At 73.0% G+C, this 19,943-nt stretch carries 17 protein-coding genes and 1 tRNA gene; 11 read left to right on the top strand and 7 right to left on the bottom strand.

The genetic code is table 11. The features are described from left to right. Nucleotides 1–13 precede the first annotated feature (13 nt). Nucleotides 14–101, bottom strand: a tRNA-Leu gene (locus ACFYX3_RS21600). A gap of 210 nt (nucleotides 102–311) precedes the next feature. Between ACFYX3_RS21600 and ACFYX3_RS21595 the strand changes: the two genes are divergently transcribed. The 3 genes from ACFYX3_RS21595 (at nucleotide 312) to ACFYX3_RS21585 (ending at nucleotide 2,991) form a co-directional block, all read left to right on the top strand. Beyond that, a complete protein-coding gene (locus ACFYX3_RS21595) occupies nucleotides 312–1,637 on the top strand; it encodes a M20/M25/M40 family metallo-hydrolase (protein WP_382660338.1) in 1,326 nt (441 codons plus the stop codon). A gap of 140 nt (nucleotides 1,638–1,777) precedes the next feature. Continuing rightward, the gene (chpH, locus tag ACFYX3_RS21590) at nucleotides 1,778–2,011 is read left to right on the top strand and encodes a chaplin ChpH (protein ID WP_116161861.1); all 234 of its coding nucleotides are present in this window, start codon (nucleotides 1,778–1,780) and stop codon (nucleotides 2,009–2,011) included. A gap of 140 nt (nucleotides 2,012–2,151) precedes the next feature. Further along, complete coding sequence (locus ACFYX3_RS21585; protein ID WP_389015644.1) at nucleotides 2,152–2,991, top strand: chaplin; 840 nt, start codon at nucleotides 2,152–2,154, stop codon at nucleotides 2,989–2,991. 72 nt (nucleotides 2,992–3,063) lie between these two features. Here ACFYX3_RS21585 and ACFYX3_RS21580 read toward each other — a convergent pair whose 3' ends face one another. Beyond that, nucleotides 3,064–3,252 (bottom strand): DUF5703 family protein, encoded by a 189-nt coding sequence (locus ACFYX3_RS21580; RefSeq protein WP_017241661.1) that lies wholly within the window; start codon nucleotides 3,250–3,252, stop codon nucleotides 3,064–3,066. A gap of 47 nt (nucleotides 3,253–3,299) precedes the next feature. On the opposite strand from ACFYX3_RS21580, the gene ACFYX3_RS21575 reads away from it, so the two are divergent. After that, nucleotides 3,300–3,959, top strand: coding sequence for a hypothetical protein (locus tag ACFYX3_RS21575; protein WP_389015640.1), 660 nt, complete (start codon nucleotides 3,300–3,302; stop codon nucleotides 3,957–3,959). Nucleotides 3,960–4,119: 160 nt separating this feature from the next. On the opposite strand, the gene ACFYX3_RS21570 is transcribed toward ACFYX3_RS21575, so the two are convergent. Together ACFYX3_RS21570 and ACFYX3_RS21565 are read right to left on the bottom strand one after the other, a co-directional pair. Next, nucleotides 4,120–6,414, bottom strand: a complete 2,295-nt coding sequence (locus ACFYX3_RS21570; RefSeq protein WP_389015637.1) for a helix-hairpin-helix domain-containing protein — start codon at nucleotides 6,412–6,414, stop codon at nucleotides 4,120–4,122. Beyond that, nucleotides 6,411–7,388 carry an aldo/keto reductase gene (locus ACFYX3_RS21565; RefSeq protein WP_389015634.1) on the bottom strand — a complete coding sequence of 326 codons (978 nt, stop codon included), beginning with the start codon at nucleotides 7,386–7,388 and terminating at the stop codon, nucleotides 6,411–6,413. Before ACFYX3_RS21565 ends, ACFYX3_RS21570 begins: the two co-directional genes overlap by 4 nt. A 129-nt stretch (nucleotides 7,389–7,517) precedes the next feature. On the opposite strand from ACFYX3_RS21565, the gene ACFYX3_RS21560 reads away from it, so the two are divergent. Then, the gene (locus tag ACFYX3_RS21560) at nucleotides 7,518–8,567 is read left to right on the top strand and encodes an LLM class F420-dependent oxidoreductase (RefSeq protein ID WP_116161865.1); all 1,050 of its coding nucleotides are present in this window, start codon (nucleotides 7,518–7,520) and stop codon (nucleotides 8,565–8,567) included. 211 nt (nucleotides 8,568–8,778) lie between these two features. Then, nucleotides 8,779–9,564, top strand: coding sequence for a ferritin-like domain-containing protein (locus ACFYX3_RS21555; protein ID WP_389015630.1), 786 nt, complete (start codon nucleotides 8,779–8,781; stop codon nucleotides 9,562–9,564). A gap of 1 nt (nucleotide 9,565) precedes the next feature. Here the strand turns inward: ACFYX3_RS21555 and ACFYX3_RS21550 are convergent, their stop codons facing one another. Next, nucleotides 9,566–10,558, bottom strand: a complete 993-nt coding sequence (locus ACFYX3_RS21550; protein ID WP_382660324.1) for a magnesium and cobalt transport protein CorA — start codon at nucleotides 10,556–10,558, stop codon at nucleotides 9,566–9,568. Between the two features lie 214 nt (nucleotides 10,559–10,772). Here ACFYX3_RS21550 and ACFYX3_RS21545 point away from each other — a divergent pair, with 214 nt between their 5' ends. The 5 genes from ACFYX3_RS21545 (at nucleotide 10,773) to ACFYX3_RS21525 (ending at nucleotide 17,582) form a co-directional block, all read left to right on the top strand. Beyond that, on the top strand, nucleotides 10,773–11,462 hold the full coding sequence (locus ACFYX3_RS21545; protein ID WP_389015627.1) for a histidine phosphatase family protein: 690 nt from the start codon (nucleotides 10,773–10,775) through the stop codon (nucleotides 11,460–11,462). 67 nt (nucleotides 11,463–11,529) lie between these two features. Then, nucleotides 11,530–12,120, top strand: coding sequence for a DUF3090 domain-containing protein (locus ACFYX3_RS21540; RefSeq protein WP_116161869.1), 591 nt, complete (start codon nucleotides 11,530–11,532; stop codon nucleotides 12,118–12,120). Beyond that, a complete protein-coding gene (locus ACFYX3_RS21535; protein ID WP_376592168.1) occupies nucleotides 12,084–12,920 on the top strand; it encodes an SCO1664 family protein in 837 nt (278 codons plus the stop codon). The genes ACFYX3_RS21540 and ACFYX3_RS21535 overlap by 37 nt, the downstream gene beginning before the upstream one ends. A 259-nt stretch (nucleotides 12,921–13,179) precedes the next feature. Then, nucleotides 13,180–14,409 carry a cysteine--1-D-myo-inosityl 2-amino-2-deoxy-alpha-D-glucopyranoside ligase gene (gene mshC / locus ACFYX3_RS21530; RefSeq protein ID WP_376592145.1) on the top strand — a complete coding sequence of 410 codons (1,230 nt, stop codon included), beginning with the start codon at nucleotides 13,180–13,182 and terminating at the stop codon, nucleotides 14,407–14,409. Nucleotides 14,410–14,525: 116 nt separating this feature from the next. Beyond that, entirely contained in the window at nucleotides 14,526–17,582 is a 3,057-nt protein-coding gene (locus ACFYX3_RS21525) for an NPCBM/NEW2 domain-containing protein (RefSeq protein WP_389015623.1), read from the top strand. Nucleotides 17,583–17,630: 48 nt separating this feature from the next. Here the strand turns inward: ACFYX3_RS21525 and ACFYX3_RS21520 are convergent, their stop codons facing one another. Both ACFYX3_RS21520 and ACFYX3_RS21515 read right to left on the bottom strand, forming a co-directional pair. Then, nucleotides 17,631–18,659, bottom strand: a complete 1,029-nt coding sequence (locus ACFYX3_RS21520) for a PAC2 family protein (protein ID WP_389015620.1) — start codon at nucleotides 18,657–18,659, stop codon at nucleotides 17,631–17,633. Between the two features lie 142 nt (nucleotides 18,660–18,801). Beyond that, nucleotides 18,802–19,863 (bottom strand): LLM class flavin-dependent oxidoreductase, encoded by a 1,062-nt coding sequence (locus ACFYX3_RS21515; protein ID WP_389015617.1) that lies wholly within the window; start codon nucleotides 19,861–19,863, stop codon nucleotides 18,802–18,804. Nucleotides 19,864–19,943: the final 80 nt, after the last annotated feature.

The following is a 19,943-nucleotide window of genomic DNA, read 5'->3' as shown; positions in this document are numbered from 1 at the left end:
TGGGGTCTTTCGCTGGTGTCCGAGGGGGGACTTGAACCCCCACGCCCGATAAAGGGCACTAGCACCTCAAGCTAGCGCGTCTGCCATTCCGCCACCCGGACAGGTGATCTCGTCTTCCGGGCTTCTGTGCCCTTCCGACGAGGAAAACCATAGCAAACATTCGGAGTGGTCGATCACCACCCCCGTTCGGCCCCTGTCATGTGACAGCCGCATGTCGGGGGACCGGCGGCCTTGGGCGCCGAGGGGGCCACGCGGGAGGATGGGGGTGACCACCAAGCAATCACGTGGGGCACGTAGTGGGAGGAAGCAGCGTGAGCGAGTCGAACACGGCCCGGAGCGTCAGCGGCGAGGACGAGGTAGTCGACCTCTGTCGCGACCTCATCCGCATCGACACCAGCAACTACGGCGACCACTCCGGCCCGGGAGAGCGGGCGGCGGCCGAGTACGTCGCCGAGAAGCTCGCGGAGGTCGGTCTCGAGCCGAAGATCATCGAGTCGCACAAGGGGCGGGCCTCCACCGTCGCCCGGATCGAGGGCGAGGACCCGTCGCGCCCGGCCCTGCTCATCCACGGCCACACCGACGTCGTGCCGGCCAACGCCGAGGACTGGACCCACCACCCCTTCTCCGGGGAGGTCGCCGACGGCTGCGTCTGGGGCCGCGGCGCCGTCGACATGAAGGACATGGACGCGATGACCCTCGCGGTCGTCCGCGACCGGCTGCGCAGCGGCCGCAAGCCCCCGCGCGACATCGTCCTCGCCTTCCTCGCCGACGAGGAGGCCGGCGGCACCTACGGCGCCCGGCACCTGGTCGACAAGCACCGCGACCTCTTCGACGGGGTCACGGAGGCGATCGGCGAGGTCGGCGGCTTCTCCTTCACCGTCAACGAGAACCTGCGGCTCTACCTGGTCGAGACGGCCCAGAAGGGCATGCACTGGATGCGGCTGACCGTCGAGGGCACGGCCGGCCACGGCTCCATGACCAACGACGACAACGCCATCACGGAGCTCTGCGAGGCCGTGGGCCGCCTCGGCCGCCACCAGTGGCCGGTGAGGGTCACCAAGACCGTGCGGAGCTTCCTCGACGAGCTCTCGGACGCGCTCGGCACCCCGCTCGACCCCGAGGACATGGACGGCACCCTCGCCAAGCTCGGCGGCATCGCCAAGATGGTCGGCGCCACCCTCCGCAACTCGGCCGCCCCGACGATGCTCGGCGCCGGCTACAAGGTGAACGTCATCCCCGGCCAGGCCACGGCCCACGTCGACGGCCGCTTCCTGCCCGGCTACGAGCAGGAGTTCCTGGCCGACCTCGACCGGATCCTCGGGCCCCGCGTGAAGCGCGAGGACGTGCACGGCGACAAGGCCCTGGAGACCAGCTTCGACGGCGCCCTGGTCGACGCCATGCAGCTGGCGCTGCGCGCCGAGGACCCGATCGCCCGCGCCGTGCCGTACATGCTGTCCGGCGGCACCGACGCCAAGTCCTTCGACGACCTCGGCATCCGCTGCTTCGGCTTCGCGCCGCTCCAGCTGCCGCCGGAGCTCGACTTCGCCGGCATGTTCCACGGCGTGGACGAACGGGTCCCGGTGGACGGCCTGAAGTTCGGCGTCCGAGTCCTGGACCGGTTCATCGACGCCTGCTGAGGAACCCCTCGGATTCGTCCGCCCGTTTGCATGTGACCGGAAAGAGTGAATGCACTCAGGGGCTCGTAGCCCCCACCATTCCCCCTCGTTACAGGTGATGCGGTCCGCGGCTGGGGCCGCATTGCCAACTAGGAGGAATAATGATCAAGAAGGTCGTCGCTGCTGCGGCTGCCACCGGCGGTCTCGTTCTCGCGGGCGCGGGCATGGCCGCTGCCGACGCGGGTGCCCAGGGTGCCGCCATCGGTTCCCCCGGCGTGCTCTCGGGCAACGTCGTCCAGGTGCCGGTTCACGTCCCCGTGAACGTGTGCGGCAACACGGTCTCCGTGATCGGCCTGCTGAACCCCGCCTTCGGCAACACCTGCGTCAACGCCTGACGTTGTGCCTCGCCCCGTGAGGGTGTGAGCCGGTCCGGCCCCGGAGTGCGTGCCATGCACTCCGGGGCCGGTGGCCATTTCCGCCCCGGGCCGTCCGCCCGGTGGCACTCTTTCGAAGCCGAGCAGGCAGGGAACAAGCTATGCGACAGGTCACGCGCAAGGGCCTCATCACCGTCGCGGCCGCCGGAGGCGTTTTCGCCGCCGTCGGCGGCGGATATGCGCACGCCGATTCCGGCGCGTACGGTACGGCCATGAATTCCCCGGGCGTCGCGTCCGGGAATTCCGTCCAGGTCCCGGTGCACGCACCGGTGAACGCCTGCGGAAACACCGTCAACGTCATCGGGCTGCTCAATCCGGCCTTCGGCAACAGGTGCGCCAACTCCTCCGGGTCGAGCGGCGGCTCCTCCGCCGGCGGCCACACGGGCAACTCTCCCGGCGTGGGCTCAGGCAACACCGTCGAGGTGCCGATCGACGCCCCGGTGAACGTGTGCGGCAACAACGTCACGGGCGTCGGCCTGGGCAACGCGGTCATGGGCAACGACTGCGCGAACGGCGGGGACACGGGGTACGGGGAGGAGACCCCGGGGACCCCTGGTACGCCTGGCACTCCGGGTACGCCTGGGACCCCCGGTACGCCTGGCACTCCTGGTACGCCTGGCACTCCGGGTACTCCTGGTACGCCTGGTACGCCTGGCACTCCTGGTACGCCTGGGACTCCCGGCACCCCGGGTACTCCCGGTACGCCCGGCACCCCCGGCCACCCCGGTACGCCTGGGACTCCCGGTACCCCCGGTACTCCGGGCACTCCGGAGGACGAAGGCGGGCACAACACTCCCGGTACCCAGGTCGTCACTCCGCCGCGGGCCGTCGAAGAGCTCGCCGAGACCGGCTCCGGTCCGCTCGGCGTGATCGTCCCCGCCGGCGCCGGGATGCTGCTCGCCGGCTCGCTGATCTACCGCCGCGCCCGCAGCGCCGCCTGAACCACCGCGCTCACGCACCACGCACAGGGGCCCCGCACACCGCGGGGCCCCTTCTCGATGCTCCGGTCCTCGCTACCAGGTCGCCCGGATCTGGCGGATGATCCGCCGCTTCAGCCGCACTCTGCGGCTGCCGTCCCGGTGCAGGCTCAGGCGGTCCAACTCCCAGTGTCCGTACTCGGCATGGTCGGTCAGGAGCCGCGTCGCCTCCTTGCGGGAGACGCCGCGCGGCACGTACACGTCGACAAATTCGTATTCCGGCATCGCATCTATTGTGCGGGCACGGGCCCGGTACGGATAGCGTCTGTCCCATGTCTGATGCTGCGCAGCCGACCGCTGCCGAGGTACGTGCCGCCGCCGAGGCGGTCAAGACCGCACTGGACCGTCACCTCGCGGCGGTCGAACGCCGCACGGGAGACGACGACACGGCCGTGTTCGAGGCCTTCAACGCCCTCGCCTCGGCGGCCGAGGCGTACGACGAACTCCTCTACGACCGCTATGACGAAGTCACCCCCTTCGAGATCCCGGGAGCCGACGGCAGCCTGCCGCCGTACGCCGGACCTGACGAACCTCACGCCCTCAGCCTCCTGATCCGCCGCGACTACGCGGTGGCCGAGCCGCAACGGCTGCTCGCCCAGGCCCGCCGGGTCGCCGAGCTCGACGACGACGCGGACACCCGTGCGGTCGCCAAGGCAGGGGTCTCGCCGCTCGCCGCGCTCGGCGTGCTCTTCGGAGAGTACGAACCGGATGAGATCGCCTCCCGGCACAAGGAGTTCGGCCTGGAGGAGGGGGACTCCACGCTCTGGGTCACCGCCGCCGAGGAGCTCCCGGAACCGGGGGAGTGGCTGGCCGCCCCCTTCGACCACGCCGACCCGGAGCGGATCGTCTGCCGCTTCGACGTCAGCTCCGTCTTCGACGAGGAGGACGAGGAGGCGCCCGTGGACGCGGGAGCCCGCGGCGCGGACGTCTGACGGGCGGCCTGGGGACGCGTGACAGGGCGCCTGGCCGGACGTGCTGCCGGAAGCCTGACGGGACGGGGTTCCGGGCGCTTGCCCGGACGGGTTTCCGGACGCGAGAGGGCCGGGGCACCGCGCGCGGTGCCCCGGCCCTCCGTCGTCGTTCCCGCCCGCCCTACTCCTCGTCGGCGGCCAGCAGGCCCTCCAGGAGTGGCCGCAGGCGCGTCGTGCGCTCCGGGGCCACGCCCTCGGCCACCGCGCGGGGCAGCGCCTGGTCCACACCGTGCACGACCGACAGATGGCGCTCCGCCCGGCCGAAGGCCGTGTACACCCACGGCCGGCTCAGGCCGCCCGCGGCGTCCCCGGGCAGCACCACGACCACCGCGGGCCAGCGCGTCCCGGCCGCCTGGTGCGCGGTGAGCGCCCAGCCGTGCCGCAGCACCGACTCCACCCGCTCCTTCGGTACGAGGACCTCCTCCTCCCCGCACCGCAGCCGCAGGCCCTCGGCGTCGGCCCCCAGGACCGTCCCCGTCACCGTGCGCCCCGGCGCGGGCGCGTACGCCACCCGGTCGCCGGGGTCGTAGCCCCCGAAGCGGCCCGGTCCGGGGTTGAGCCGCTGCTTCAGGGCGGCGTTCAGCGCGCGCGTACCGGCGGAGCCGCCGTGGCCGACCGTGACGACCTGCGTCTGCTCGGACGGCACCCCGATCGCCCGGGGCACCGAGTCCGCCACCAGCTGGACCGTACGGTGCACCGCCTCGCCCGCGTCCCGCACCGGGACGATCACGATCTCCTTGCCGGGGGCCTCGACCTGGTTCAGCTCGCCGACGCCGATGCCCGACACCAGCTCGCCGAGCGGCCCGGGGTCGGGGACGCGGGAGGCGATCCGGGGGCACACCCGGGCCGCGAGCACGTCCGCGAAGACCCGGCCCGCGCCCGGCGCGCCGAGCACCTCCGGGTCGCCGCTGAGCACCAGCCGGCAGCCGTCCGGCAGCGACTCCACGAGCATCGCGCCGGTCTCCACGTCCAGCTGCGGAGCGTCGAGGACCACGAGCAGGTCGAGGGCGAAGGCGCCGTCCTCGTCCCGGCCGGGACCGGCCGCGCCGGACAGCAGCGCGGCGACCGTCACGGCCTCGGCCCCGGCGGAGCGTCGCCCGCCGTCCGCGTGGACGGCCACCAGGGTGCGGAGGCCGCGCTCCCGGGCCGCGGCGGCGAGCGCCGGCGGCTCGGCGCGGGAGGCCTCGCCGCCGGTGTGGAGGACGAGCCCGTGCGCCCCGGTGGCACGTTCGAGCGCGCTGCCCTCCCAGGCGTCGGCCTTCGCGGTCCTCACGAGGCGGGCGAGACCGTCCGCGAGGCTCTCCTCGGCGAGCGCGTACCGGTCGAGCCCGATCAGCACGGGCGCGGCGGGCGCCTGCTCCTGCTCCTCGGAGGTCTCCTCCTCGGGCTCCTCGGCCGTCTCCTCCTCCTGGAAGGCGAGGACCGCGCCCTCGGAGACCGCCGTCTCGACGGCCTGCTCCGGATCGGGCACGGCGTGTCCGGCGAGCCCGGCGCGCACGGCCTGGATCTCCAGGGCCGTGTGCCCCTGGAGGGCGGCCCGTTCGAGGAGCCACACCGTCAGGGCGACAGCGCGGCGCGGGTCGCCGGGGCCGCACGCGGGGCCGAGCAGGGCGCGCGCGAAACCGTCGGCCTGCTCCGGGCGGACCCCGGACATCGCGAGCAGCTGCCACGGGTCCTCGCGCAGCGCCGCGGCCGCGCCCTCGCCGAGCGCGGCGGCGACCTGGCCGGCCAGCGCCTCGGGGGCGCCGCCCTGGGCGAGGACCTCGCGGACGGCGGCCGTGGTGCCGGGCGCCGGGGCCGCCGGCTGCTCCGGTGCGGGGGGCCGCACGGTCATCGGCGGGGCCGTCTCGGCGGCGGGGCGGCGGGGAGCGGGCTCGGGTGCCTCGTAGAAGGTGCTGCCCGAGGCGGTGCCGCCCTCGACGGCCCGGACGGCGGCGAGGAGATCGGCCGCGGTGCCGCTCAGCTTGGCGCCGCCGGCCACCGGCCCGCTCTTCTCGGCCTTCCGGGCCTCGATCCTGGCCCGCAGTTCCCGCTGAGCGGCAAGCTCGGCCTGAGCGTCACTCAACTCGGCCGCGGCACCCTCGACGCCCCCGGCCTCCGTACCGGCCTCGGCGGCGGAACCGGCCTCGTCGCCGGCAGCGGTCTGCTCGGCGGAGCCGGACTCGTCGCCGCTGCCGGACTCTTCGCCGGAGCCCGGTTCATCGTCGGCGCGGACTTCCTCGGCGGAGCCGGACCCTTCGCCGGAACCGGCCCCCTCGGCCGCCCCCGACTGCTCACGGGCGTCCGGGTCCCCGCCCGTACCCGGCTCCTCGGCCGCACCCGGCCGGTCGTCGGAGGCCGGGGCCTCGGGGGCCTCCTCCAGGTCCTCGGCAGGGGCCACGGCCTCGGGCGCGGTCTCCCCGGAAGGCTCGGTCACAAGGTGCTCCAGTCGTGATCCGGATAGCGGTGCACGGGCGCCGACACATCGTCCAGCGCCCGACAGATCTCGTCAGGAAGACTAAGCGCCTCCACTGACAACGCGGCCGTGAGCTGGCGCGCCGTGCGCGCGCCGACGATCGGGGCCGTCACTCCGGGGCGGTCGCGCACCCACGCGAGCGCGACGTGCAGCGGGGTCGTCGCCAGCCCGTCCGCCGCCGTCGTCACCGCGTCCACGATCCGGCTCGCAGCCTCGTCCAGGTACGGCTCCACGAAGGGCGCCATCGTCTCCGAGGCACCCCGGGAGTCCGTCGGCGTGCCGCTGCGGTACTTCCCCGTCAGGACCCCGCGCCCCAGCGGGGACGAGGGCAGCAGGCCTATGCCGAGGTCCATCGCGGCCGGCAGCACCTCGCGCTCGATGCCCCGCTGGAGCAGCGAGTACTCGAGCTGGGCGCCCGCGAGCCGGGTCCGGTCGCCGCCGAGCTGCCAGGTGCCCGCCTTGGCGAGCTGCCAGCCGCAGAAGTTCGCCACGCCCGCGTACCGCGCCCGCCCGCTGCGTACGGCGATGTCGAGGGCTTGGAGCGACTCCTCCAGGGGCGTGTACGGGTCGAAGGCGTGCAGCTGCCACAGGTCCACGTGGTCGGTGCCCAGGCGGGCGAGGGAGGCGTCGAGCGCGGCGAGCAGGTGCCCGCGCGAGCCGTCCGTGCGCCGGTCCGGGTCCGGGACGCTGCCGGCCTTGGTGCACAGGACGAGGTCCTGCCGGGGCACCAGGCGTTCCATCAGGCGCCCGAGCAGATACTCGGCCTCGCCCCCGCCGTACACGTCGGCGGTGTCCACGAGCGTGCCGCCCGCGTCCCAGAACGCCTTCAACTGCTCGGCGGCGTCGTGCTCGTCGGTGTCCCGGCCCCACGTGAGGGTGCCGAGTCCGATGCGCGACACGCGCAGGCCGGTACGTCCGAGATGCCTCTGCTCCATGGGCGCGAGAGTACTGGCCAGGGCACCACGCGGAGAGAGCCTGTGGACAACCGCGTCCTGACGGATGGCTCGTACCCGCGCTAGAGTCCCGCCCACAGATACGTTACCGATGGGTAAGGGGTACGTGGAATGCGGCTCGGCATCAACCTCGGCTACTGGGGCGCCGGCATGGACGGCGACAACCTCGCCGTCGCCCAGGAGGCGGACCGCCTCGGCTACGACGTCTGCTGGGCCGCCGAGGCCTACGGCTCCGACGCCCCCACCGTCCTCGCCTGGGTGGCGGCGAAGACGGAGCGGATCGACGTCGGCTCCGCGATCATGCAGATCCCGGCCCGCCAGCCCGCCATGACGGCGATGACGGCGGCCACCCTCGACTCGCTCACCGGCGGCCGCTTCCGCCTCGGCCTCGGCGTCTCCGGACCGCAGGTCTCCGAGGGCTGGTACGGCGTGAAGTTCGACAAGCCGCTCGCCCGGACCCGCGAGTACGTCGAGATCGTCCGCAAGGCCATGACCCGCGAGCGGCTCAGCTACGACGGCGAGCACTGGACCCTGCCGCTCCCCGGCGGCCCCGGCAAGCCCATCAAGCTCACCGTCCACCCGCAGCGCGAGCACATCCCGCTGTACATCGCCGCGATCGGGCCGAAGAACCTGGAGCAGACCGGCGAGATCGCCGACGGCGCCCTGCTGATCTTCCCCTCCGCCGAGCACCTGGAGGAGACCGCGCTCCGGCACCTGCGCGCGGGCCGCGAGAAGGCCGGCCTGACGATGGACGGCTTCGACGTCTGCCCGACCCTGCCGCTCGCCCTCGGCGACGACGTGACCGCGCTCGCCGACGTGTTCCGCCCGTACACCGCGCTGTACGTCGGCGGCATGGGCAGCCGGAAGCAGAACTTCTACAACCAGCTCGCGCAGCGCATGGGGTACGAGAAGGAGGCCGCCGAGATCCAGGACAAGTACCTGGCGGGCGACAAGACCGGGGCCGCGGCCGCCGTGCCCCACTCCCTGATCGACCAGACGACGCTGCTCGGCTCCGTCGAGCGGATCGCCGAGCGGATGACGGCCTACGCGGAGGCCGGGGTCACCACCCTCACCCTCGCCCCGGCCGGCTTCACCCTGGACGAGCGCCTCGCGGCCCTGCGGGCGGGCGTCGAGGCGATGGAGCACGCGGGCCTGGCCTAGGAAAGCTCTGCGGCCGTGGTGGGGGCTCGGGGGTCTTCCCCGCCACGGCCGTCATGCAGCACAACGCGCCGCCGGCCCCCCGGTTACGCCCTGGGGCCTCACTCTTCCGGCCGAGCCTCCACGCCCTCCTGTTGCCCACCGCCCGGGACCCGACTTGACTCGTTCTCCCCGGACGTACCGGAGTACGGGCGTCCGCACGGAGGTGGCGGCGATGCTCACGGCCAAGGGCCTGTTCCAGGAAATCATCGACGACGACGAGTCCTTCCGGCTCTTCTGCTCCATCGCCGCGAGCGGCGAGTCCCAGGGCGGCTGGGAGAACGCCCGGATCGCGGCCCTCGTCGCGCCCGGCATGCGCACCCTCGCGCCCAAGATCACCCGGCACGGAGCCGACGAGGACAAGCACGGCCGGATCTTCAACGCGCTGATGAAGAAGCGCGGCCTCGAACCCGTCCCCGTGCCGCCCGACACCGACTACACGATGCTGCTCGAACAGCGCGGCATCGGCCTCGCGCACGAGAAGCTCCGCGCCGACCGGCCGCTGACCGAGGAGGACGTGGTCGTCTACCTCGCCCACAGCCGGGTCACCGAGGAGCGGGCCGCCGACCAGATGCAGCTGCTCGTGAAGTACTTCGGCGACCACCCGGAGCTCGGCAAGGCCATCCGGATGATCTGCAACGACGAGGACAACCACCTCGCCTACTGCCACGAGGAACTGCTCCGGCTCGCCCGCCAGGGCCACGGCCGGCTCATCCAGCGGACCCTGCGCGAGTCGGCCCTCGCCGAGATCCAGGTCTACCGCGACGTCAGCCTCGCCGTGATGCGCCACATGGGCCGCATCCTGAAGTGGCCGAAGCCCAAGGCGGCCGTCCTCGCCGCCGGGATCCACGCCGTGTACGCGTACGAGCGGGCCGCCGGCTGGCACAGGATGGTCGACCTGCGGATGCCCGAGCGGCTGGACGCCCTCGGTGGGCCCGCGACGCCGGCTCCCGCGTTCTGACTCACAGCCAGCCGCGCCGCTTGAACACCCGGTACAGCGTGACGACGATGCCCGTCATCAGGACGATCACCGCCGGGTACGAGCCCACCCAGCGCAGCTCCGGCATGTGCTCGAAGTTCATCCCGTAGATCCCCGCGACCATCGTGGGGACCGCGGCCATGGCCGCCCAGGCCGAGATCTTCCGCATGTCGTCGTTCTGCCGGACGCCCATCTGCGCGAGATGCGCCGACAGCATGTCGGACAGGAGCCGGTCGAGGCCCTCCACCTGCTCGTTGGAGCGCAGCAGATGGTCGTTGACGTCACGGAAGAACGGCTGCGAGCGCTCGCTGACGAACGGGAGGGACCCGGACGTCAGTCGGGCCATCGGCCCGGCCAGCGGGCCGCTCGCCCGCCGGAACTCCAGGACCTGCCGCTTCGCCGTGTAGATCCGCTCGGCGGTGTTGGACGGATTGCCGCCGGTGGGCGCGAAGACGTCCGCCTCCAGCTCCTCCAGGTCGACCTGGAGCTCGGCCGCCACGTCGAGGTAGTGGTCCACGATCGCGTCGCTCACCGCGTACAGGACCGACGTCGGCCCGTGCTTCAGGACCTCCGGGTCGGCCTCCAGGCGGCGGCGGACCTCCGCGAGCGGCGCGCCCTCGCCGTGCCGGACGGTCACGACGAACGAGTCGCCCATGAACACCATGAGCTCGCCCGTGGACACCCGGTCGCTCTCCGGCTCGTACACGACCGGCTTGAGCACCACGAAGAGCGAGTCGTCGTAGACCTCCAGCTTGGGCCGCTGATGGGCCTTCAAGGCGTCCTCGACGGCCAGCGGGTGCAGCGCGAACTCCGACGCGACATGGTCGAACTCCGCCTCCGAGGGCTCGTGCAGCCCCACCCACAGGAACGCGTCCCCCGTCGCCCGCGCCTCCGCCAGGGCGTCGGAGAGGTCGGCGGGCCCGTCCGTACGGCGCCCGTCCCGGTAGATGGCAGAGTCCACGATCACGCGGCGCATTCTGCCCCGACACACCCCCACCACGCACGCGCCTGCGGAACCGGGCCCCGATGGACACGGCCACGCGCGCGCGTGGGGCACCCGGTCCGAGGGACACCGGCGCGCATCCGCGTGGGGCACCCGGGTCCGGTGGGCACGGCGCAAGGGCGTGCGGCCGACCCGGGCGTCCCACGCGCCCGCCCCCTCCGTACCCGCACCGCCTAGGCTGGCCCGCATGGCCACGTTGATCCTCGTCCGGCACGGACGTTCCACCGCCAACACCTCCGGGGTCCTCGCCGGGCGCATGCCCGGGATCGCGCTCGACGAGCGCGGGGCCGCGCAGGCCGCCGCGCTGCCCGGGCGCCTCGCGGACGTGCCGCTCGCCGCGGCCGTCACCAGCCCGCTCCAGCGCTGCCGCGAGACCCTGCGCCCGCTCCTCGACGCCCGCCCCGGCCTCCCGCTGCACGTCGAGGACCGGATCAGCGAGTGCGACTACGGCGACTGGTCGGGCCGCAAGCTGGCGGAGCTCAACGACGAGCCGCTGATGGAGATCGTCCAGGCGCACGCCTCCGCAGCCGCCTTCCCCGGCGGCGAGTCCATGCGCGCCATGCAGAACCGCGCCGTCGAGGCCGTCCGCGACTGGAACGCCCGTATCGAGGCCGAGCACGGCGAGGACGCCACGTACGTCATGTGCTCCCACGGGGACATCGTGAAGGCGATCGTCGCCGACGCCCTCGGGCTCCATCTCGACCTCTTCCAGCGCATCCACGTCGACCCCTGCTCGGTCACCGCGATCCGCTACACGCGCCTGCGTCCCTTCCTCCTCCGCCTCGGCGACACCGGGGACTTCGCCGGCTTCGCGCCCCGGGAGCATCCCGGCGGCAACGGGGCCGCGGAGGTGGGTGGCGGTGCGGGCGCACCGTGATCCCCTCGCGCAGTAGGGTGGACGCGCCGCTGTAGTACGACTGTCGAGACTCAAGGGAGCCGGGAACGTGTCCCGTCAGGTGTTCCTCTACGACCCACCGGAGCGTTTCGTGGCCGGCACGGTCGGGCTGCCTGGCCGCCGTACCTTCTTCCTCCAGGCGTCCGCCGGCGGCCGGGTCACCAGCGTCGCCCTGGAGAAGACTCAGGTCGCGGCCCTCGCCGAGCGCATGGACGAACTCCTCGACGAGGTCGTCCGCCGCACCGGGGGCAACGCGCCCGTACCCGCCGTCGCGCCCGCGGAGATCGCGGACACCGCCCCCCTCGACGTGCCCGTCGAGGAGGAGTTCAGGGTCGGCACCATGGCCCTCGCCTGGGACGGCGAGGAGCAGCGCATGATCGTCGAGGCGCAGGCGCTCGTCGAGCTCGACGCGGATTCCGAGGAGGACCTCGCGGAGGCGGAGGAGCGGCTGCTCCAGGACGAGGAGAACGGCCCGCCGATGCTCCGGGTCCGCCTCAGCGGCGCCCAGGCCCGGGCCTTCGCCAAGCGGGCCCTGGACGTCGTCAACGCCGGCCGGCCGCCGTGCCCGCTGTGCAGCCTGCCGCTCGACCCCGAGGGGCACGTCTGCCCGCGCCAGAACGGATACCGCCGCGGAGCATGAGCAGCCCCGAGAGCCCGCGCGACACGGAGCTGCTCGCGCGCGGTGAGCTGACCGTGCGCGGCCAGGTCCGCGAGGCGTCCAACGCCGTGCTGTACTGCTCCGTCGCCCACGAGGGCCGGGAAGCCGCCTGCGTCTACAAGCCGGTCGCGGGGGAGCAGCCCCTGTGGGACTTCCCCGACGGCACCCTGGCGCAGCGCGAGGTCGCCGCGTACGAGATCTCCGAGGCCACCGGCTGGGGCCTGGTCCCGCCGACCGTGCTCCGCGACGGTCCGTACGGGGAGGGCATGGTCCAGCTGTGGATCGAGGCCGACCCCGGGGCACGGCTCCTGGCGCTCACCGAGGACGAGGAGGCGGGCGAGGGCTGGAAGGCCGTGGGGCCCGCGCAGATCGACGAGGAGCGCACCGCGCTCCTCGTCCACGCGGACACCCCGGAGCTGCGCCGGCTCGCCGTCCTGGACGCCGTCATCAACAACGGCGACCGCAAGGGCGGGCATCTGCTGCCGGCCCCGGGCGGGCGGCTGTACGGCATCGACCACGGGGTGACGTTCCACGTCGACGACAAGCTGCGCACCCTGCTGTGGGGCTGGGCGGGCGAGGAACTGCCCGCGGAGGCGGCCGGCGTGCTCGACGAGCTCGGCCGCTCCCTGGCCCCGGGAGAGCCGCTCGCCACCCGACTGGCGGAACTCCTGACGGAAGCCGAGGTCGAGGCCGTACGCACCCGCGTGAAGGTCCTCCGCACCACCGGCCGCCACCCGGAACCCTCGGGCCGGTGGCCCGCGATCCCCTGGCCGCCGGTCTGAGGCCTCGGTCACACCGCGGACCGTCCCGGCCCACCCCCGGTTCCGCCCGGGACGGTGCCGGTCGCGCCTGTGGCGATCCGGGCCCACCCGCGACGGGCCCCGGTCGCGCCCGTGGCCGAAGGTTTTCGGCCACACCTCCCGAGGGGGGGTGAACCCCTGGGGGGTACGCACGCGCGCCTCCGACCCGCAAGAGCGCCTAATCGGTCAAGATCCCGGATCCGGTTCGTATCCGGAACACCTGTCCGGTTACGCTCGGGTCATGCATGCCTGGCCCGCTTCTGAGGTCCCCGCCCTTCCCGGCAAGGGCCGCGACCTCCGGATCCACGACACCGCGACCGGTGGACGAGTGACCCTCGCCCCCGGCCCCGTCGCCCGTATCTACGTCTGCGGCATCACGCCGTACGACGCGACCCACATGGGTCACGCGGCGACCTACAACGCGTTCGACCTCGTTCAGCGCGTGTGGCTCGACACCAAGCGGCAGGTGCACTACGTCCAGAACGTGACGGACGTGGACGACCCGCTCCTGGAGCGCGCGATCCGCGACGGCATCGACTGGGTCGGCCTCGCCGAGCGCGAGACCGCCCTGTTCCGCGAGGACATGACCGCCCTGCGGATGCTGCCCCCGCAGCACTACATCGGTGCGGTCGAGGCCATACCCGGCATCATCCCGCTCGTCGAGCGCCTCCGGGACTCCGGCGCCGCCTACGAGCTGGACGGCGACATCTACTTCTCTGTCGAGGCCGACCCGCACTTCGGCCAGGTGTCGAACTACGACACCGAGCTGATGCGCCACCTCTCCGCCGAGCGCGGCGGCGACCCGGACCGCCCGGGCAAGAAGAACCCGCTCGACCCGATGCTCTGGATGGCGGCCCGTGAGGGCGAGCCGAGCTGGGACGGCGGCAGCCTGGGCGCCGGCCGCCCCGGCTGGCACATCGAGTGCGTCGCCATCGCCCTGGACCACCTCGGCATGGGCTTCGACGTGCAGGGCGGCGGCTCCGACCTGATCTTCCCGCACCACGAGATGGGCGCCTCCCACGCCCAGACCCTCACGGGCGAGTTCCCCATGGCCAAGGCGTACGTCCACGCCGGCATGGTCGCCCTGCACGGCGAGAAGATGTCGAAGTCCAAGGGCAACCTGGTCTTCGTCTCCCAGCTCCGCCGCGACGGCGTCGACCCGGCCGCGATCCGGCTCGCGCTGCTCTCGCACCGTTACCGCGACGACTGGGAGTGGACCGACCAGGTCCTGGAGACGGCCGTGGAGCGGCTCGGCCGCTGGCGCGCCGCCGTCTCGCGCCCCGACGGCCCGTCCGCCGACGCGCTCGTCGAGGAGCTCCGCGAGGCGCTCTCCGACGACCTGGACACGCCCACCGCGCTGGCCGCGGTCGACCGCTGGGCGGCGCTCCAGACGGCGGAGGGCGGCACGGACGAGTCCGCCCCCGGTCTCGTCTCGCGCGCCGTCGACGCACTGCTCGGTGTGGCCCTGTAGCGAGCAGGACCGCACAACTCCCTTTCAGGCAACCGCCCTCGGACTTCTCGTCGAAGTCCGAGGGCGGTTCCGTTTTGTCCTGGCGGGGATGCTCGTTCCTGCGCTAAACAACCTCCATGCAATCATCATCGCGCATGAAAGTTGCACTTGCCGGAGCCGTCCTCGGGCTCTTCGCGGCCTTCGCCGGACCCGGCTCCACCGCGTCGGCCACCCCCACCGACACCACGGTCGGCGACGTCACCGGCTTCGCCGCCGACGGGGCCGTCTACCGGCTGACCGCCGGCCGCACGGAGGCCCGCGTCTCCTTCGTCACCGCCGACACCTTCCGCATCGAACTCGCCCCCGACGGGAAGTTCACCGACCCCACCGGCAGCGACATCACGCTGCCCCAGGGCCCGCCCCCGGCCACCCACTGGCGCGACCTCGGCGACCGGTACGAGCTCGCCACCGCCGAGGTGACCCTGCGCGCCACCAAGTCGCCCCTGCGCTTCTCCGCCGTACGCGCCGACGGCACCCCGCTCTGGACCGAGACCCAGGGCCTCACCTGGAACCAGGACCGCACCGTCCAGACCCTCGCCCGCGGCGCCGACGAGCAGTTCTACGGCGCCGGCATGCAGAACGGCCGCGGCAACACCTCCCACCGCGGCAAGACCGTCGAGGTCGGCGTCGACTACAACTGGAACGACGGCGGCCACCCCAACTCCGTCCCCTTCTACCTCTCCTCCGCCGGCTACGGCGTCTACCGCAACACCTACGCCCCCAACACGTACGTGTTCGACGAGCCCGTCACCACCACCGCCCGCGAACAGCGCTTCGACGCCTACTACTTCGCCGGTGACGGGAAGGACGCCGTCAAGGACGTCATCGGCCAGTACACCCGGCTCACCGGCAAGCCCTTCATGCCGCCCGTGTACGGCCTGGAGATCGGCGACTCCGACTGCTACCTGCACAACGCCAACCGGGGCGAGCGCCACACCCTCGACGCCCTGAAGGTCGCCGACGGCTACGTCGCGAACGACATGCCCAACGGCTGGATGCTCGTCAACGACGGCTACGGCTGCGGCTACGAGAACCTCGCCGAGACCACCGCGGGCCTCGGCGAGCGGGACATGAAGCTCGGCCTGTGGACCGAGGACGGCATCGACAAGCTCGCCGACCAGGTCAAGGCCGGCCAGCGGGTCGCCAAGCTCGACGTCGCCTGGGTCGGCTCCGGCTACAAGTTCGCCCTCGACGGCTGCAAGGACGCCCACGCCGGCATCGAGGCCAACAGCGACGCCCGCGGCTTCACCTGGGCCCCGGAGAGCTGGTCCGGCGCCCAGCGCTGCGGCGTGCAGTGGTCCGGCGACCAGTCCGGCAGCTGGGAGTACATCCGCTGGCAGATCCCCACCTACGCGGGCGCGTCCATGTCCGGACTCGCCTACACCACCGGTGACGTCGACGGCATCTTCGGCGGCAGCGCCAAGACGTACACCCGCGACCTCCAGTGGAAGACGTTCCTGCCCGTCACCATGACCATGGACGGCTGGGCCGCCAACGACAAGCAGCCCTTCCGGTACGGGGAGCCGTACACCACGATCAACCGCGCCTCGCTCAAGCTCCACGAGGCCCTGCTCCCGTACATCTACAGCCACGCGTACCGGGCCACGAAGACCGGCGTCGGCCTCGCCCGGCCGCTCGCCCTGGAGTACCCGGACGACCCGAAGGCCGCGACCGAGGCCGCGAAGTACGAGTTCCTCAGCGGCGAGGACTTCCTCGTCGCACCCGTCTACCGGGACGCGGTGGAGCGCGACGGCATCTATCTGCCGAAGGGCACCTGGATCGACTACTGGAACGGGCGCGTCTACGAAGGCCCCGTCACCCTCGACCACTACAGCGCCCCGCTCGACACCCTGCCCCTCTTCGTACGGGCCGGGGCGGCCGTCCCCATGTGGCCCGGCTCCGTCCGCTCCTACCAGGACCGCGCCCCCGGCGACCCGATCGCCTGGGACGTCTACCCGAAGGGCAGCTCCTCCTTCGAGCTGTACGAGGACGACGGCGTCACCCGCGAGCACCGCACCGGGAGGTACGCCACCCAGCGCGCCGACGTCGGCGCCCCGGAGGCCGGCCGCGGCGACGTCACCGTCCGCGTCGGCGCCGGCACCGGCTCGTACACCGGCAAGCCCGCCGCCCGGCCGTACGCCTTCACCGTCCACACCGGCGACGCCCCCGACGCGGTGAAGCTCGACGGGCGCCCGCTGCCCGCCCTCACCTCCCGCGCCGCCTTCGACGCCGCCGCACAGGGCTGGTGGTACGACCGCGACGAGCGCGGGGGAGTGGTCCGGGTCAAGACCGCCGCCCTGTCCACCGACCGCGCCTTCGAGCTGCGGCTGACCGAGACCAGCGCCGTCGGCGGGGCCGTCCCCGGCGCCTCCGCCGTCCTCGCCACCCCCACCGGGCAGGAGCTCGGCGCCGGCACGCCCGGCACCGTCGCCGTGGACGTCACCGCGGGCACCCGGGACGCCACCGACGTACGGGTCTCCCTGGACGTCCCGGCGGGCTGGCAGGTCACCCCGGCCGCCCCGATCGCCCGCGTCCCGGCCGGCACCACCCGCCGGGTCGAGGTCGCCGTCACCCCGGCGGCGGACGCGAAGCCCGGCGAGGCCACCCTCACCGCGACCGCCCGCCACCGCGCCGCGGGCACCGACCGCACGGCCGTCCAGCGGTTCGCGGTCGGCGTGATGCCCCCGGCGCCGTCGTCCGACGCCTGGGCGAGCGACCTCGCCTGGCTGCGCGCGACCAACGGCTGGGGACCGGCCGAACGCGACCGCTCCAACGGAGAGTCCGCCGCCGGCGACGGCCACACCCTCACCCTGGCCGGGCAGACCTACGCGAAGGGCATCGGCGCCCACGCCGACTCCGACATCGAGGTCTACCTGGGCGGCCGCTGCACCACCTTCACCGCCGACGTCGGCATCGACGACGAGATCAACGGCTACGGGGACGTGGCCTTCTCCGTCGAGGCCGACGGCCGGGTCCTGTGGACCTCGCCCCGGCTCACCGGGGCCTCCGCGACCCTGCCCGTGAACGTCGACGTGACCGGCGCCAAGCACGTCCGGCTGAAGATCACGGACACCAACGGGTCGAAGAGCGGCGACCACGGCGACTGGGCGGCGGCCAGGTTCGGCTGCGCCTGACGCACGAACGGGAGGGGCGCCCTCGGGCACCCCTCCCGTTCCGTCCGCCTACTCTCCGGTCTCGCCGTCGGGCCCTTCGCCGGATCCCTCGGAAGGCCCTTCGTCGGCGTCCGTCCCGGCATCCGCCCCCGGCATCGACTCCGGGCCCGGCTGCTCCGGCTTCGGCGGGCGCGTCCGGCCGCTCCCGGGGTCCCTCAGGAACTCGCCGCCCTCGGTCGCGACCCCCGGGCCCGTGCCCGGCTCGCGCCGCCGCAGATAGCGCTCGAACTCGCGGGCGATCGCCTCGCCCGAGGCCTCCGGCAGCTCCGCCGTGTCCCGCGCCTCCTCAAGGGTCTGCACGTACTCGGCGACCTCGCTGTCCTCGGCGGCCAGCTGGTCCACGCCCAGCTGCCAGGCCCGCGCGTCCTCCGGCAGCTCGCCCAGCGGGATGCGCAGCCCGATCAGGTCCTCCAGGCGGTTGAGCAGCGCCAGGGTCGCCTTCGGGTTCGGCGGCTGCGACACGTAGTGCGGCACCGCCGCCCACAGGCTCACGGCCGGCACGCCCGCGTGCGTGCACGCCTCCTGGAGGATGCCCACGATGCCCGTCGGGCCCTCGTACCGGGTCTCCTCCAGGTCCATCGTCCGTGCCAGGTCGGGGTCGGAGGTCACTCCGCTGACCGGGACCGGACGGGTGTGCGGGGTGTCCCCGAGCAGCGCGCCCAGGATCACCACCATCTCCACGCCCAGCTCGTGCGCGAAGCCCAGCAGCTCGTTGCAGAAGGAGCGCCAGCGCATCGACGGCTCGATCCCGCGCACGAGCACCAGGTCGCGGGGCTTCTCGCCGCCGACCCGGACCACGGAGAGCCGGGTCGTCGGCCAGGTGATCTTCCGGACGCCGTTGTCCAGGAAGACGGTGGGCCGGTTGACCTGGAAGTCGTAGTAGTCCTCGGCGTCGAGCGCCGCGAAGACCTCGCCCTTCCATTCCCGGTCCAGGTGGGCGACCGCGGTGGAGGCGGCGTCGCCGGCGTCGTTCCAGCCCTCGAACGCGGCCACCATGACCGGGTCGATCAGCTCGGGTACCCCCTCGAGCTCGATCACCCAGCGCCTCCTTATTCGAAGTTCCTGTCGTACGGCCCCACCTTACGGCTTTCCGGCGGGCCGCCCGCAGCCCCGGGACGTCCCCGAAAACCCGTGCGGCCTTGATCGACTACCCAGGAACTCGCCTCCGCACACGGCGGAGTCACTCCTCCCACAGGGTGCTCGGTGCCTCCCTCCGCACCACCGGAGCGATCTCCTCGGCGAAGCGCTGGAGGGTCTCCTGCTGCTCGGCCGTCGACTGGCCGAAGGTGTCGACCGTGACGGACTGCAGGTCGTGCCCGTAGTGCGCGTGCCAGCCGAGGATCTTGTCGATGATCTGCTGCGGCGAGCCGATCAGCTGGGGGCCGTCCGCGACGGCGTCCTCGATCGTGCGGAACGGGGTGTTGTACCCGGCCTTGCCCTCCAGGTGCGGCTTGAAGCTCTGTCGCACCTTCGCCTCGTACAGCTCCTTGTACCGGGCGACCGCCTGCTCGGGAGTGTCGGCGATGAGCAGCCCCCCGGAACCGGCCGCCACGCGCGCGCGGGCCGGATCGTGCCCGTACTCCTCGAACTTCTCGCGGTAATGGGCGATGAGTCGCGTGTACGCCTCGCGCGGCTGGATCGCGTTGGCGGTGAAGAGCGGATCGCCGTGCCTGGCCGCGAGCTCGGGGGAGTGGAGGCTGGTGGCCGAGCCGTGCCAGATCCGGGGCGGACCGGCGTACGGCCGGGGGACCGTGGTCACGTTCTTCAGCGGCGGCCGGAACTCTCCCTCCCAGTCGACGCCCTCCTCCGTCCAGAGCCGGCGAAGGAGCTCGTACTTCTCCTTCTGGAGGTCCCACTGACGCTCCTCGTCCAGGCCGAAGAGGTCGAAGTGACCGGCCTCCGCGCCCTTGCCGACGACGAGTTCGAGCCGGCCCCGGGAGAGCTGGTCGAGCGTCGCGTAGTCCTCGGCGACCCGGACGGGGTCGAGGATCGCGACGACGGTGACACCCGTGAGCAGCCGGATCCGGCTGGTGCGGGCGGCCAGCGCGGCCAGCAGCACGGTCGGGGAGGAGGAGAGGAACGCGCCCGCGTGCCGCTCGCCGACCGCGTACGCGTCGAAGCCGAGGCGTTCGGCGGTCTCGCCGAGGGTGACGACCTGATCCAACCGGTCGGCGGCGGACAGCAGTTCGCCGGTGAGCGGGTGCGGGGAGTGGTGGACGATCGAGAGCACCTGAAACTTCATGCCTCCACTCTGCGCGCCGAGTGTTGCGGCCGTGTGGACGGCGCATGGCACGCGTCGGGGCGGCCCCTCGATGAGGAACC

This window comes from Streptomyces sp. NPDC002463, from assembly GCF_042889835.1.
Taxonomy (GTDB): domain Bacteria; phylum Actinomycetota; class Actinomycetes; order Streptomycetales; family Streptomycetaceae; genus Streptomyces; species Streptomyces nymphaeiformis.
Note: the sequence above shows the minus strand (reverse complement) of the source record. Positions and strands in the feature narration are given on the sequence as shown.